The sequence below is a fragment of the Marinobacter sp. DUT-1 genome (genome assembly GCF_050379415.1).
GTDB lineage: Bacteria > Pseudomonadota > Gammaproteobacteria > Pseudomonadales > Oleiphilaceae > Marinobacter.
Map to the genome: position 1 here is coordinate 138,570 of NZ_JBNRLS010000001.1, position 14,006 is coordinate 152,575.

The 14,006-nt window shown below is 61.3% G+C and carries 12 protein-coding genes; 5 read left to right on the forward strand and 7 right to left on the reverse strand.

Annotated features, from left to right (window positions below; translation table 11 throughout):
* From mutL to ACQUTG_RS00645, 4 genes are all read right to left on the reverse strand, one after another.
* Positions 1-1,911 (reverse strand): DNA mismatch repair endonuclease MutL, encoded by a 1,911-nt coding sequence (mutL, locus tag ACQUTG_RS00630; protein WP_428917555.1) that lies wholly within the window; start codon positions 1,909-1,911, stop codon positions 1-3.
* Between the two features lie 20 nt (positions 1,912-1,931).
* On the reverse strand, positions 1,932-3,230 hold the full coding sequence (locus tag ACQUTG_RS00635) for an N-acetylmuramoyl-L-alanine amidase (protein WP_428918434.1): 1,299 nt from the start codon (positions 3,228-3,230) through the stop codon (positions 1,932-1,934).
* 93 nt (positions 3,231-3,323) lie between these two features.
* Entirely contained in the window at positions 3,324-3,821 is a 498-nt protein-coding gene (gene tsaE / locus ACQUTG_RS00640; RefSeq protein WP_428917556.1) for a tRNA (adenosine(37)-N6)-threonylcarbamoyltransferase complex ATPase subunit type 1 TsaE, read from the reverse strand.
* Positions 3,818-5,377, reverse strand: a complete 1,560-nt coding sequence (locus tag ACQUTG_RS00645) for an NAD(P)H-hydrate dehydratase (protein ID WP_428917557.1) — start codon at positions 5,375-5,377, stop codon at positions 3,818-3,820. Before ACQUTG_RS00645 ends, tsaE begins: the two co-directional genes overlap by 4 nt.
* A 147-nt stretch (positions 5,378-5,524) precedes the next feature.
* Between ACQUTG_RS00645 and queG the strand changes: the two genes are divergently transcribed.
* A complete protein-coding gene (gene queG / locus ACQUTG_RS00650) occupies positions 5,525-6,610 on the forward strand; it encodes a tRNA epoxyqueuosine(34) reductase QueG (RefSeq protein WP_428917558.1) in 1,086 nt (361 codons plus the stop codon).
* On the opposite strand, the gene orn is transcribed toward queG, so the two are convergent.
* On the reverse strand, positions 6,600-7,142 hold the full coding sequence (gene orn / locus ACQUTG_RS00655; protein WP_428917559.1) for an oligoribonuclease: 543 nt from the start codon (positions 7,140-7,142) through the stop codon (positions 6,600-6,602). The two genes, queG and orn, sit on opposite strands and share 11 nt — an antisense overlap.
* Positions 7,143-7,396: 254 nt before the next feature.
* On the opposite strand from orn, the gene rsgA reads away from it, so the two are divergent.
* A complete protein-coding gene (gene rsgA / locus ACQUTG_RS00660; RefSeq protein WP_428917560.1) occupies positions 7,397-8,452 on the forward strand; it encodes a small ribosomal subunit biogenesis GTPase RsgA in 1,056 nt (351 codons plus the stop codon).
* A gap of 82 nt (positions 8,453-8,534) precedes the next feature.
* Positions 8,535-9,389 carry an archaetidylserine decarboxylase gene (gene asd / locus ACQUTG_RS00665; RefSeq protein WP_428917561.1) on the forward strand — a complete coding sequence of 285 codons (855 nt, stop codon included), beginning with the start codon at positions 8,535-8,537 and terminating at the stop codon, positions 9,387-9,389.
* A 2-nt stretch (positions 9,390-9,391) separates the two neighbouring features.
* Here the strand turns inward: asd and epmA are convergent, their stop codons facing one another.
* Positions 9,392-10,360: an EF-P lysine aminoacylase EpmA gene (epmA, locus tag ACQUTG_RS00670; protein ID WP_428917562.1), complete on the reverse strand. Its 969-nt coding sequence runs from the start codon at positions 10,358-10,360 to the stop codon at positions 9,392-9,394.
* A 7-nt stretch (positions 10,361-10,367) separates the two neighbouring features.
* On the reverse strand, positions 10,368-10,943 hold the full coding sequence (efp, locus tag ACQUTG_RS00675) for an elongation factor P (RefSeq protein ID WP_092001142.1): 576 nt from the start codon (positions 10,941-10,943) through the stop codon (positions 10,368-10,370).
* A gap of 45 nt (positions 10,944-10,988) precedes the next feature.
* Here efp and epmB point away from each other — a divergent pair, with 45 nt between their 5' ends.
* Together epmB and ACQUTG_RS00685 are read left to right on the forward strand one after the other, a co-directional pair.
* Entirely contained in the window at positions 10,989-12,029 is a 1,041-nt protein-coding gene (gene epmB, locus ACQUTG_RS00680) for an EF-P beta-lysylation protein EpmB (protein ID WP_428917563.1), read from the forward strand.
* 156 nt (positions 12,030-12,185) lie between these two features.
* Positions 12,186-13,997, forward strand: coding sequence for a GTPase (locus ACQUTG_RS00685; RefSeq protein WP_428917564.1), 1,812 nt, complete (start codon positions 12,186-12,188; stop codon positions 13,995-13,997).
* Positions 13,998-14,006 lie beyond the last annotated feature (9 nt).

The window sequence follows — 14,006 nt, forward strand, 5'->3', positions numbered from 1 at the left end:
TCAACGCCCTCGCAGGAACAGCTTGTCGAGCTCGCTCAGGGTTACCAGGGTCCAGGTGGGACGCCCGTGGTTGCACTGACCACTGCGCTCCGTTGCCTCCATGTCCCGAAGCAGGGAATTCATTTCCGGGATGGTCAGCTGGCGGTTCGCCCTGACCGAGCCATGGCAGGCCATGGTGCCCAGCAGTTCGTGGGTGACGGCCTCGACCCGGTCACTCTGACCATGCTCGATCAGATCCGCCAGCACATCCCGCACCAGCTGCTCGGCATCGGCACCGCGCAGGAGTGCCGGAACCTGCCGGACCGCGAGGGTTTCCGGTCCGATCCGCTCGATCTGCAGACCCAGTTGCTGCAACCCTTCGCCGTGGGTTTCCGTGAGCGCCGCTTCTTTCTGGCTGACCGCGATGGATACCGGCACAAGCAGAGGTTGGCTTTTCAGGTCCTGCTCGGCCAGGGCCCGCTTCATTCGCTCGTAGGTGATGCGTTCATGGGCCGCATGCATATCCACCACAATCAGGCCGGCACGACTCTGGGCCAGGATATAGATTCCGTGCAGCTGGGCGATGGCGTAGCCCAGGGGTGGCTCTTCTTCGCTATCAGCGGGGGGCGTTGCCTGTACCTGAGCGATCCCCGCTGAACCGGGAGAGGGCTCTGCGGCAACGCCACCACCGGCATTAAGAGACTGGTAGAACGCCATCTGGTCACTGGCCCGCCATTCCTGCTGTGGCTCCGGCGGCCGGCTCCCACCGAAACCGGCAGGAGCCGGGGAGGCCTGACTCGCGTTTTCCCGGGGCGGGTAAGACCAACCCTGCTGCGGGTTCGGAGCTCCTGCAGTTCCCGGACCTGCTGGCTGGGCCGAGGCCTCCCGCCCGACGGACTGTGCCACCGCCCCGCGAAAATGATCATCGGGCCGTACATCTGCCAGCGCCCGATGCAGGGTCCGGAAAATGAAATCGTGGACCAGACGACCGTCCCGGAACCTCACCTCGTGCTTGGTAGGATGCACGTTCACATCCACCGTGGCGGGATCCACTTCCAGGTAAAGCACAAAGGCCGGGTGGCGGTTGTTGTACAGCACATCCCGATAAGCCTGGCGCACCGCATGGGCCACCAGCTTGTCCCGGATCACCCGGCCGTTGACGAAGAAGTACTGCAGGTCCGCCTGGCTGCGGGAAAACGTCGGCAGCGCTACCCAGCCCCAGAGCCGCAGCCCGGTGGCCTCGGCATCAATAACCACGGCATTGTCGATGAACTGCTGGCCACACAGGGCTCCAATACGGCGCTCCCGGTCCAGCGCAGATTCAGCCGGCCGCAGGCTCTGCACCACCCGCTGGTTATGACGCAGGGTGAATCCGGTATCGAACCGGCTCAGGGCCTGGCGACGGATACATTCATCGACATGATTGAACTCGGTTTTCTCGGTGCGAAGAAATTTCCGCCGGGCCGGCGTATTGAAGAACAGGTCCCGGACTTCCACGGTGGTACCCACCGGATGGGCCGCGGGAGATATCCTGGCATCCATTTCACGACCCTCGACTTCCACCCGGGAGGCCGCTTCCTGGTTTTCGGTCCGGGAAGTCAGTGTCAACCGGGAGACCGAGCTGATACTGGCCAGCGCCTCGCCCCGGAACCCGAGGGAAGCGACGGCTTCGAGGTCATCGAGACTGGTGATCTTGCTGGTTGCATGGCGGCTCAGGGCAAGGGGCAGGTCATCCTCCTCGATGCCACTGCCATCATCACGGACGCGGATAAGCTTGACACCGCCCTGCTCTATCTCGACATCGACCCGGCCGGCACCGGCATCCAGGGCATTTTCGACCAGTTCCTTGACGACCGATGCGGGACGCTCCACCACCTCACCCGCGGCTATCTGGTTCGCCAGCCGGGGAGAGAGCAAATGAATGTGGGGCATGTTTCGGGAAAACCTCTTACTCAGGATGCGGGGATACGAATGGTTTGCCCTACCATAACACGGTCATCACTCAAGCCGTTAAACCGCATCAACTCGTTAACCGAAATCTGGTTTTCCTTGGCCAGCTGGGACAAGGTGTCCCCGCGCCGGATCCGGTATTGACTGACGTCGTTGCCGCCCTTGCCATTCTGCTTCTGCCAGGCCAACAGAGTGCCTGGCGGCGGGGTCTTGCGGAAATAGTCGTCGATGCCGTCCATGATGGCGCTGGCCAGCCGGCTGCGGTACCAGTCCGTTGCCAGGTTTTTCTCTTCCTGGGGATTGGAGATGAAGCCCGCCTCGACCAGTATGGACGGAATATCCGGCGATTTCAGTACCACGAATGCCGCCTGCTCCACGCCAGACTTATGCAACCTGGCAACGTTATCTAGCTTGCCCAGCACCGAACTGCCCACCCCGAGACTGGCATTGATGCTGGCAGTCATGGACAGGTCCAGAAGTACCCCTGCCAGCATGTCGTCGCGCCCTTCGAGAGACACGCCACCGGTGCCCCCGATCAGGTCTGAGCGGTTCTCGCTCTGTGCCAGCCAGCGAGCAGTCTCACTGGTGGCCCCACGCTGGGACAGAGCAAAGACGGACGCGCCTTTTGGCTGGGGGGTGCGGAAGGCGTCGGCATGGATCGACACAAACAGATCGGCATTATACTTTCGGGCCAGCAGTGTCCGGTTCCGCAAGCCCACGTAGTAGTCACCGGTGCGGGTCAACTTGGCGGTGTAGCCCGGCTGCTTGTTGATCAGGCTCTCCAGGGTTTTCGCCATTTTCAGGACCACGTCCTTTTCCCGGGTTCCCCGCGGGCCGATCGCGCCCGGATCCTCGCCACCATGGCCGGCATCAATCACCACAATCACATCCCGCTTGCCACCCGAATCCTGGGTCACCGTCGGCTGGGTGGCCCGCTCGAGCCGGCTGCCATTCTCATCGATCAGGTCCACAACCAGTCGATGACCATACTGCTGGTTGGGTTCCAGCTGGAAGCTGCGGGGCTTGATATCGCTTCTGAGGTCGAGCACCACCCGGAGGTCATTCCCGTTCCGCGGCGCGCTGCGAATCCGCTGGATCGGGCTGCCCGAGAGATCCAGCTTGTCCAGGTCTGCCTTGAGCGAGGCGTTACTCAGGTCAATCACCAACCGTGAGGGTCCGCTCAGGGAGAAGATGTTGTGTTGCAGCGGGCCGGTCACGTCCAGCACCAGGCGGGTGTGATCCGGCGCGGGCCAGATCCGCGCACCCTCGACACGGTCACCAGCGGCCGCTCCCCATGCCATGGCCCAGACTGTGACCAGTGCCAGCAAATTGATAAGGCTGCGTTTTCCCTTGAACATACCGCTTACCTGCAAAATATCAGCTCTCACCGGCCGTCAGTGTTCCCGACCAACCAGTTCCAGCTCGTTCATCAAATGGGCACCCTGGGCCGAACGGGCCCGGATAATCACGGACCGGCCGTCCCCTTCCCGCTCCAGGTGGATCTCCAGATCCGGCTCCGGCAGGACGCCCTTGCCCCGCTCCGGCCATTCAATCAGGCACAGGTTCTCTCCGGAGAAATAATCCCGGATGCCCATGTACTCGAGTTCTTCCGGATCGCCCAGGCGATACAGATCAAAATGATAGGCGGGCGGCTTCAGATGCTCGTAGGGCTCCACCAGAGTATAAGTCGGACTTTTTACCGCCCCCTCATGTCCGAGGCCACGCATGACACCACGACTCAGGGTTGTTTTACCCATGCCGAGGTCACCGTACAGGAATACCGTCAGCCCCTGGCCGGACTCGATGACCAGACGGGCCAGTTCCTGACCGAGCTTTTCGGTCTCCGCCTCGCCTTCCAGAAACAGGCGGCGCTCGTTACCGTAGATCGTCATCCATCCTCCCGTTTCTGAATATCGGCAAATTCAATCTGCCGGAAAACCGACGGCAGGTTATCGATCACATCGGCGGGTATCAGCCCGATGTAGCCGCGGGATTCCGAGGCCCGGTCAGCCGCCGCCAGATGGGCACAGGCCCCAAGGATGGTCGCCCGGGGCAGATCATCCAACTGACCGCACATGGCCCCGAGAATCCCCGCCAGGACATCACCCATGCCGCCGGTGGCCATTCCCGGGTTACTACCGCTGACAATATCCACCGTCTGGCTACCGGAGGCAATCACGGTTCCCGCGCCCTTTAGCAGAACCACCCCACCAAAGACGGACTGCAGTTTGCGCGCCGCTGCCATGCGGTCAACCTCGACTTCGGCAACGGTGCAGCCGAGCAAGCGCGCCGCTTCGCCGGGATGCGGTGTCAGCACCTGACGGTCCGAGGGCACGGCGACCCGGGCCGCCATCAGGTTCAGCGCATCGGCGTCCAGCACTCTTGGCTTGTCGCTGGCCAGCACCTGCTGAAGCATCTGCTGCCCCCAGGCACTCTTGCCGATCCCCGGTCCGCACACCACAACCGACGCCGCTTCGAGCAGCGGTGGCAGTTCGGACCCGTGAATAAGGCCGTGCACCATCACTGATGGACAACGGGCCAGCGCCGCCGAGATATGCTCCGGGCGCGTTGCCAGCGAAACCAGGCCAGCCCCGGAACGGGCTGCCGCTTCTGCCGCCATCAGCCCGGCGCCGCCAAACCCGCGATCCCCGGCGATGATGAGCACGTGCCCGAACCGCCCCTTGTGGGCGTTCGCCGCACGTTCCGGGAGCCACCGCCCCACGGCTTCCCAGTTCCGCAAACAGGCCACGGGAAACTGGCCACTGGCATCGATATCGTTTTCGGTACCCAGCGAGTCAAACACAACTTCGCCACACACCGCCGGCCCCTGCCCGGTGAACAACCCGGATTTGAGACCGATAAAGGTAACCGTCATCGTTGCCCGGACCACATCACCGTCGGCAACACCGGTGGTCGCATTCAGCCCGGAAGGCACATCCACCGCCAGCACCGGCACGCCACTGGCATTGCAACGGGCAATGACACCGGCAAACGGCTCCCGGGGCGCTCCGGACACACCGGTCCCGAGCAGGGCATCGACGATCAGGCCGGCATGCTCAAACGAGGCATCGAGTGCGGACTCATCAGTGGCCGACAGCTCGCGTACCTCGACGCCATCAGCAACGGCCTTCTGCCAGGCTTTGCGGGCGTCGCCGGCAAGTTTTTCGGTCGGGGCTACGGCAATGCAGGACACGGTCAGCCCGTGCCGCTTGGCGTTGGCCGCCACCAGGTAGCCGTCACCGCCGTTATTGCCCGCGCCACACAGCACCAGGACCGGACCGCAGTCGGGCCAACGCCGGACCAGGCGACGAAACGCTGCATGGGCTGCGGTCTGCATCAACTCGAAACCGTCCACGCCCAGTTCGTCAATCACGTAGCGGTCCATCTGCCGCACAGCATCGGCGGAATAGAGGTCGTCTGGTAGACTGTGCGCAGAGATGGGCGGCATGAGCCTGAGCTCCCGTTACAGAAACCGGTTTAAGAAAATTGGCCAGATACCTGTAAAGCATAGCAAAACAGGGAAAAAGGTCATAACTTAATCAAATTAAACTTCCGCAGTGAATCCACCCGGACCACACCCGCTGACGACACAGCCATGACCGAGCCGAGAGAATCTCCGCCAGCACCGCCCGAACTCGATGATTTGCCGGGTAAAATCCGGCAATGGGCGGGACAGCTGGGCTTTGCCGACGCCGGCATCACCCTGCCGGACACCGGACCCCATGCCGATCGCCTGCAGTCCTGGCTCGCGGAGGGTTACCAGGGCGAAATGGAGTATATGGGCCATCATGGCGACAAGCGTTACACCCCGACGTCGCTTGTGCCCGGCACGGCCCGGATCATCTCGGTGAGGATGGATTACCTGCCCGCACCGGATAACCCGAAACAAGCACTCACTGACCGGGAAACCGCTTACGTTACTCGTTATGCCGTGGGACGGGACTATCACAAGCTGATGCGCAAGCGCCTGGCCACCCTCGCGAAATGGATCGACGAGGCGGTCAGCGGCTTCGAGTATCGAGCGTTCGTGGATAGTGCTCCGGTGCTCGAGCGGGCGCTGGCCCAGCGAGCTGGACTGGGCTGGATCGGCAAGAACAACATGCTGATCCACCCGAAGGCCGGGTCGTTTTTCTTCCTGGGCGAGATTTTTACCAGCGCTCCGCTACCGGTGGATGATGCCTTCAAAACCGAGCACTGTGGCAGCTGCTCCGCTTGCCTGGAGATTTGCCCGACCGATGCCTTCGTCGGCCCTCACCTGCTCGATGCCCGTCGCTGTATCAGTTATCTGACCATTGAGCTGAAGGGTTCAATTCCGGAGGAGTTGCGGCCCAAGATGGGCAACCGGGTGTTCGGCTGCGATGACTGCCAGCTGGTCTGCCCCTGGAACAAGTTCAGCAAGCCAACGGCAGAGCAGGATTTCCAGCCCAGGCATGGGCTGGATAACAGTTCGCTGGCGGAGTTGTTCCTGTGGACGGAGGAACAGTTCCTGAAGCGAACGGAGGGGTCGGCGATCCGGCGCACCGGTTACGAGGGCTGGCTCCGCAATCTGGCGGTCGGCCTGGGCAACGCGCCCACCACCATTCCGGTGGTGGAAGCCTTGAAGCAGCGGGCGGACCATCCGTCAGAGATGGTCCGTGAGCATGTGCACTGGGCGTTACGCCGGCACGGGCTTACAGCTTGAAGAAGTGATCCCGGTAGTGGCGCAGTTCGTTGATGGAGTCGCGGATGTCGTCCAGTGCCAGGTGGCTGCCTTTTTTCTTCACGCCGTCGAGTACGTCGGGGCGCCAGCGGCGGGCGAGTTCTTTGACGGTGGAAACGTCGAGGTTGCGGTAGTGGAAGAAGGCTTCCAGTTCCGGCATGTATTTGACGAGGAAGCGGCGGTCCTGGCCGATGCTGTTGCCGCACAGGGGGGATTCGCCGGGGCCCACGTGTTTTTTGAGGAACGCGAGGGTTTCCTGTTCGGCTGCCGTTTCGGTGATGGTGCTTTCTTTGACGCGTTTGGTGAGGCCGCTGGCTCCGTGGGTGTTGGTGCACCATTCGTCCATGGCCTCTAGCAGGCTGTCCGGTTGGTGGACGGCGATGACCGGGCCTTCGGCGATGATGTTGAGTTCTGCATCGGTGATGATGGTGGCCATTTCTATGATGCGTTCTTTTTCCGGATCGAGGCCGGTCATTTCCAGGTCGATCCAGACCAGGCGATTGCCTTCTGACATGAGTTCCTAACCTTCTGAGTTGGGAGCAGGCTAGCGGTGGAGTAGCCTCTTCGGGAACCGCTACGAGCACGTCCATGTGCGCTTGTTTCAGGCCATCCTTGGCCTTCAACATTCCCGAAGAGGCTACCCCACCGCTAGCTCCTACTCCGGAGATATAGTCGTTAAGGTGTTCAACATACTACAGCGACCCACAAGTGATTCCAGTATGATGGCACGGTCGATGACGAACTTTCACGGGATCTCTCTAATCATTTATGGCAAAACGGCGACTGAACAAACAGCAACAGTGGCGGATCAAGAAGATCCAGCAGGAACGGGCTGCCCGTGCTGCCAAAAAGGAAAAGGTCATTGAACAGCAGGCCGAGGCCGGTGAGCTGGGGCCGGAGCAGGAAGGTCTGATCATCGCTCATTATGGCCAGCAGCTGGATGTTGAGGCCCTGGAGGGCGCGGATGCCGGGACGGTGTTCCGCTGTTTTGTCCGGGCCAACATCGACAGTCTGGTGACCGGCGACCGGGTGATCTGGCGCAAGGGCAAGAGTGAGACAGGGGTGATTGTCGCCCGGTGTGATCGCCAGAATCTTCTGCAACGGCCGGACAATTTCGGGGCGCTGAAGCCGGTGGCGGCGAATATTGATCACATCATTCTGGTGATCGCCCCGGAGCCGGAGCCCCATGACAACCTGATTGACCGGTACCTGGTGGCTTCGGAGACCAGTGATATTCCGGCGGTGATTCTGCTGAACAAGACGGATCTGATTACTGAGGAGAATCGGGAGCAGATCGAGGAACTACTCTCCCGGTATGAGAGCCTGGGTTATGAGGTTGTGCGTACGTCGGCCGCTGAATCGGGTAATGAGCCGGCGCCGGAGGTTGCGGCGCTGGTGAAGGATCAGACCAGTGTGTTTGTAGGTCAGTCTGGTGTCGGCAAGTCGTCGATTATCCAGACCCTGCTGCCGGGGGAATCGCTTCGGGTGGGGGCGGTTTCGGAAAGTACTGGTAAGGGGATCCACACCACCACGACGGCCAAGCTTTTCCATCTGCCCCTGGGCGGGGATCTGATTGATTCGCCGGGTATCCGGGAGTTCGGGCTGTGGCACATGACGCCGCAGGAGATCGAGTATGGTTTCCGTGAGATCCGGGAGCTGATTGGCATGTGCAAATTCCGGAATTGCCGGCATATGGGGGATCCCGGGTGTGCCCTGGAGGCGGCAGCCGCGGATGGGAGGATCAGTCCGGAGCGGCTGAAGAGTTTTCACCGAATTCTTGCGGACATGGCCGAGCAGCAGGCCCGGGGCCTGAGGGTGGACTGAGTCGCAAAGCGGCAAAACCGTTTCTACACCCCTACGCCGTTTTGCTAAACTGCGCGCCTTCTCAAGCAAAGGGTTCGTTTCAATGCTCGATAAACTGTTCGTCCTGAGCCAGTACGTTACGCCGCAACTGGCCGTCTCACGCCTTGCCGGTCGGTTTGCGGACAGTGAGGGCAATCCGGCTTTGAAGAACCGTGTGGTGAAGTGGTTTATCGACCGCTACGGCGTGGATATGAGTGAAGCCGTGGAGCCGGACCCGACCGCTTACCCGAGTTTCAATGCGTTTTTCACGCGGGCGCTGAAGCCGGGCATCCGCCCCATTGCCGAGGGTGAGAAGACCCTTGTCAGCCCGGTGGACGGCAAGATTTCCCAGCTGGGCCAGGTGACCGGTGACCGGGTGTTCCAGGCCAAGGGGCAGTCTTTCAGCCTGAATGAGTTGCTGGGCGATAACCTGGAGCGCACCGAAGCATTTTCCGAAGGCGAGTTTGCCACCATTTACCTCGCTCCCAGCGACTATCACCGCATTCACATGCCCATGGCCGGCAAGCTGCGGGAAATGGTGCACATCCCCGGCAAGCTGTTTTCGGTGAATCCGGTGACGGCCGAGAACGTGCCGAACCTGTTCGCCCGCAACGAGCGGGTGGTCTGTATCTTTGATACCGACGCCGGGCCCATGGCGATGGTGCTGGTGGGCGCGATGATTGTGGGTAGTGTCGAAACCACTTGGTCCGGCGTCGTGGTGCCGGGCAACGGTCTGGTAACCGACTTCCAGTACGAGGGCGAGCAGGCCCGCGAATTTGCCAAGGGCGAGGAGATGGGGCGCTTCCGGCTCGGCTCCACGGTGATCATGGTGATGCCAAAGGGTGCAGTTCGCTGGAACGAGGACCAGGTCTCCGGCAAGACTGTGCGCATGGGCGAGGCCTTCGGCGAACTGGCCTGAACTCAGGCGCGCTCGAAGGGGAAGGCCAGCACGTCCGAGATTTCGGTGGCTCCGAGCTTGAGCATGAGCAGCCGATCCAGCCCCAGGGCCACCCCGGCGCAGTCCGGTAAGCCCTGCTCCAGCGCCGCCAGGAAGGCGTCGTCGATCGGCATTTCGGGTTTTCCGGACAATCGGCGTTGACGGTTATCCGCCTCGAACCGGCGCCGTTGTTCCACCGGATCGGTCAGCTCCCAGTAACCGTTGCACAGCTCCAGTCCCCGGACATACAGCTCGAAACGGTGAGCCACGGAGTAGCCCTGATGTTCCGATACCCTTGCCAGTGACGCCTGGGAAGCCGGATAGCCGGTGATAAACGCCGGGCGCTCAACGCCGAGATTGGGCTCGACGGCAAAGCTCATCAGCAGGTCCAGGCAACCATCGCGACCCAGTCCTGCCAGCTGGTCCGGCTCCAGCCATTCCTCGCAGCGGCGCATCAGCTCCCGCTCTGTGGACTCGAACGGGTCCACGTGAGCCCAGGTCTTCACGGCGTCCCGGTAATACATGATCTCCGGTCGCTCGCAGCCCAGCCATCCGCATACCAGGTCGGAGACCTCGGTCATCAGTTCCCGGTCATCGAATCCCGGCCGGTACCATTCCAGCATCGAGAACTCCGGGTTGTGGCGCCGCCCACGCTCGCCATTGCGGAAGACCTTCGAGACCTGATAGATCGGACCAGCTCCGTCGGCCAGCAGGCGTTTCATGTGGTATTCCGGGGAGGTCTGCAGCCAGCCACCCCCGATGCCGGAGGCGGATACCTGCGCCGGGATGCCGTCCAGGTTCACGTCGGTCACGCCGCAGCGCCCCAGCACCGGGGTTTCCACTTCCATCACCCCTCTTTGCGCAAAAAAGCCGCGCACAAACGCCAGTTGATGTGCACGGCTTTTCAGGGCAGCCTGCGAGGCAGCGGGCTGCCAGACAGGTTGATCAGTCATTACCGAATCAGCTGCTCTTGACGCGGCTGACGTACTCGCCGGTCCGGGTATCAACCTTCAGCACTTCGCCGATGGTGATGAACAGAGGAACGTTGACCACGGCACCGGTGGAAAGGGTTGCCGGCTTGGAGCCGCCCTGGGCGGTATCGCCCTTCATGCCCGGATCGGTATCCACCACTTCCAGCTCGACAAAGTTGGGCGGGGTTACGGTCAGGGGAGCACCGTTGTACAGGGTAACGGTGTACACGTCCTGTTCCTTGAGCCACTTGACGGTATCGCCCACCGCCTTGGCGTCGGCCGGATACTGCTCGAAAGATCCGTCGGTCTTCATGAAATGCCAGAACTCACCGTCTGTGTAGAGGTACTCCATGTCCTGGTCGATAACGTCGGCGGCCTCCAGGCTCTCACCGGACTTGAAGGTCCGCTCCCAGACGCGGTTGGTCATCAGGTTCCGCAGTTTAACCCGATTGAAGGCCTGGCCCTTGCCCGGCTTTACAAATTCATTCTCGAGAATGATACAGGGGTCGCCATCCAGCAAAACCTTAAGACCGCCGCGGAATTCGTTGGTAGAATATGAAGCCATGAAATGTCCACCTGACACAATGTCGTTAAAATTTCAAAGGTCGCTATGATACAGCGAACCCCCGCCCGTATAGAAGCCCACATCTGTGAACAGGACTCCCGAAGCTGGCAGGAGCTGCTGTCTGCCTCGGTGATCACGCCCGGGGCACTGCTGGAACGGTTGAATCTGCCCTCCGAATCCTGGCTGGAGGGAGCGCGGGCAGGACACCGGCTGTTTCCGATCCGTGTACCGGAGCCCTTTATTGCCCGTATGAGACCCGGGAACCCCGACGACCCGCTGCTGCGCCAGGTTTTGCCGCGAATGGACGAGACGGCCGAGGTACCGGGTTTCATCCGGGATCCTCTGCAGGAGGGTGGCGCTATACAGACCACCGGGCTGATCCGGAAATATCGCAGACGGGCGCTGCTGATGGTCACGGGCCAATGCGCCATCAATTGCCGCTACTGCTTTCGCCGGCATTTCCCGTACGAAGAACAACGTCTCACGCCTGAGGACCGGAACCAGGTGCTTCAAACGCTCAATGAGAGCCCGGAAATCAATGAAGTCATCTTCAGCGGCGGCGACCCTCTGGTGGCCAACGACCGGCTGCTTGCCCGCTGGGCGGCGGATATCGCAAGTGTGCCGCACATCCGGAGAATCCGCCTGCACACCCGGCTACCGGTGGTGATCCCCCAGCGTGTGTGCGACGCCCTCTTGAAGTGGATCAGCAGCTCACCGCTGCAGGTTGTCATCGTATTGCACATCAACCACCCCGGCGAAATCGACGAACCGACCCGCCGGGGCCTGGGTTACTTGCGCTCCGCAGGAGCCACGCTGCTGAACCAAAGCGTAGTGCTCCGGGGCGTCAACGATGCGCCGGAGATTCTCGAAGAGCTGAGCGAAACCCTGTTTGATGCCGGCGTCATGCCCTACTACCTGCATGCCTTTGATCCAGTCGCTGGTGCGCATCACTTCGATGTGGGCGATAATGAAGCCCGCGAACTGGTGCGGGAATTGCTGAAAAGGCTGCCTGGGTTCCTGGTTCCGAAGCTGGTGCGGGAGGTTCCGGGTGAGGAAAGCAAGACGCCCCTGGACCTGTGGCCGTGAGCAAGATCACAATCGTGGCAGCCGATCACTTGTCAAAGTTTGTTAACTCGTGATCTTCTCGCTTTTCGCCGACCGTTTGCTATTTTAGAGTCGAATGGTGGTTACAAATAAAAACATAAGGGAAACCGACGGTGGCCCGGACATTGGCGCGAATTCATGGAAGGCACGATTCTGAAACCTGATCTACGAGTACCGGAACAGAAAACCACGACCCTGTCCTTTTGCGAAACGGCGCCGAAGCCCTTCCGCAACTGGGTGGAGCAGTTGCCCATGGCCAACATTGGCGAGGTTTCCCGGCAGCTCTACCATGCAATCATCGAGTTGAACCACCTCTCGACCGCCCCCCAGCAGAGATTGCAGTTCCTGGAACTGATCCGGGACAAAATCCACTTTGTCTGCAACGAGCTGTCCCGGCATTATCTGGGTCTGGCCGTCGCACTGCCGGAGAAGCAGCGCAAGATTGCCAATCTGGCCCAGGCCCTGCAGATGCACCTGGCCACCGGTTACAAGCTGTGCATCCTGGATGGTCTCGACAATGGTGGTCTGGACAAGAACCGAAAGCCGGTCACCATGGCGATCCACCGGGCCATCTCGGAACTGTCTGCCACCATCCTGCGCTCTCACCAGCTTTATTGTCCCAGCCCGGCCCGCAGCTGGCTGGAATGTCATCGCCTTTACCGATTCGCCCACCGCAACGGAATGGCCCATCTTCAGGTCGAAGACAACACCCTGAAATCCCGTCGCACCAGCTCACTGGCCAGCAGTTACAAGCGGGTCCTGTTGCTCGGTTGCGCCCGCCCCAACCAGCTGAGGCAGTCCGAGCTCAGCCAGGCCTATGATCTGTTCGAGACCTGGACGGAACACACCCGGTGTGGCCCGGATATTGGCGAAGACAGCCTGTTTGTGGTGAACATGGAGCGCGACAATCCCCCGATCTACCGGAGCCTGCTCGAAAACCAGCCCAGTGACGAGAGTTTCGGTTTCGACACGCGCGACCTCTCCAACATGGTTTCCGAGACGCTCCAGGCCCGGCGCTCGCGCCAGGAAAAAGAGACCCCCCTGCGTATCCCGGCCAACGTCAGCAACACCCTGCTCACCCACCTGAGTCAGGCCCTCGGCATCCTGGCCAAGCGCAACTTCAACCGCATTGCCAGTCAGGGCACCCTGGAGATCTGTGTCGGCCTCACCGCTGTCCATTATTTCATTTCCGGTGAAAAGACCTTCAGCGAATTCGTCAGCGGTAATGCAAACGCCCGGGAGGAAGAGGAAAACCACTTCCTGACCGAGTCGAAGAAAGCGGAAGATGCCTGGGCCGGCGCCCATGATGTCGGCCCCAGCGAGGAGCGGCACTCCTCCCCCGACACCCCGATCAACTTCCGTGGTGGCTATTTCGGCAGGCCCGCCGCAGAGCCGGTTGCGCAGAAAAACCTGCCCCGTTCCCACGAGGCCCTGCTGATCAACACCAGCCCCGGCGGCTACTGTGTTGGCTGGGAAGCCAATGTGCCGCCGTCCATCCAGGCCGGTGAAATCCTCGGCGTCCGCGAACAGCAATCCCATCCCTGGAGCATCGCCGTTGTGCGCTGGATCCGGCAGGTCAAACACCAGGGCACCCAGGTGGGCATTGAACTGCTGGCCCCCAGTGCCGCGCCTTGCGGCGTACGGTTGCTCCAGAAGATCGGCAACAACAGCGAGTACCTCCGGGGTTTGCTGCTGCCGGAAATCAGCGTGGTCAACCAGGCAGCTACCCTGATTACCCCCCGACTGCCCTTTCAGTCCGGGAGCCGGATCTCCCTGCTGCATGACGGCAGGCAGGACCAGGGCACACTCGGTCGCAAAGTCTCGTCCACAGGCAGTATCAGCCAGTTCGAACTGAAACTGCAGAATAATACCTCACTGAACATCTCCAGCCAGACCGATACCCCGGTGGCAAGTGAGGATGAGTTTGATTCGCTGTGGCCGTCGCTCTGATAAGCGAGA

Excerpts from the sequence above, each read along its gene's own strand:
- mutL (WP_428917555.1), bottom strand. The coding sequence starts at position 1,911 with ATGCCCCACATTCATTTGCTCTCTCCCCGGCTGGCGAACCAGATAGCC.
- ACQUTG_RS00635 (WP_428918434.1), bottom strand. The coding sequence starts at position 3,230 with ATGGCATGGGGAGCGGCCGCTGGTGACCGTGTCGAGGGTGCGCGGATC.
- tsaE (WP_428917556.1), bottom strand. The coding sequence starts at position 3,821 with ATGACGATCTACGGTAACGAGCGCCGCCTGTTTCTGGAAGGCGAGGCG.
- ACQUTG_RS00645 (WP_428917557.1), bottom strand. The coding sequence starts at position 5,377 with ATGCCGCCCATCTCTGCGCACAGTCTACCAGACGACCTCTATTCCGCC.
- queG (WP_428917558.1), top strand. The coding sequence starts at position 5,525 with ATGACCGAGCCGAGAGAATCTCCGCCAGCACCGCCCGAACTCGATGAT.
- orn (WP_428917559.1), bottom strand. The coding sequence starts at position 7,142 with ATGTCAGAAGGCAATCGCCTGGTCTGGATCGACCTGGAAATGACCGGC.
- rsgA (WP_428917560.1), top strand. The coding sequence starts at position 7,397 with ATGGCAAAACGGCGACTGAACAAACAGCAACAGTGGCGGATCAAGAAG.
- asd (WP_428917561.1), top strand. The coding sequence starts at position 8,535 with ATGCTCGATAAACTGTTCGTCCTGAGCCAGTACGTTACGCCGCAACTG.
- epmA (WP_428917562.1), bottom strand. The coding sequence starts at position 10,360 with ATGACTGATCAACCTGTCTGGCAGCCCGCTGCCTCGCAGGCTGCCCTG.
- efp (WP_092001142.1), bottom strand. The coding sequence starts at position 10,943 with ATGGCTTCATATTCTACCAACGAATTCCGCGGCGGTCTTAAGGTTTTG.
- epmB (WP_428917563.1), top strand. The coding sequence starts at position 10,989 with ATGATACAGCGAACCCCCGCCCGTATAGAAGCCCACATCTGTGAACAG.
- ACQUTG_RS00685 (WP_428917564.1), top strand. The coding sequence starts at position 12,186 with ATGGAAGGCACGATTCTGAAACCTGATCTACGAGTACCGGAACAGAAA.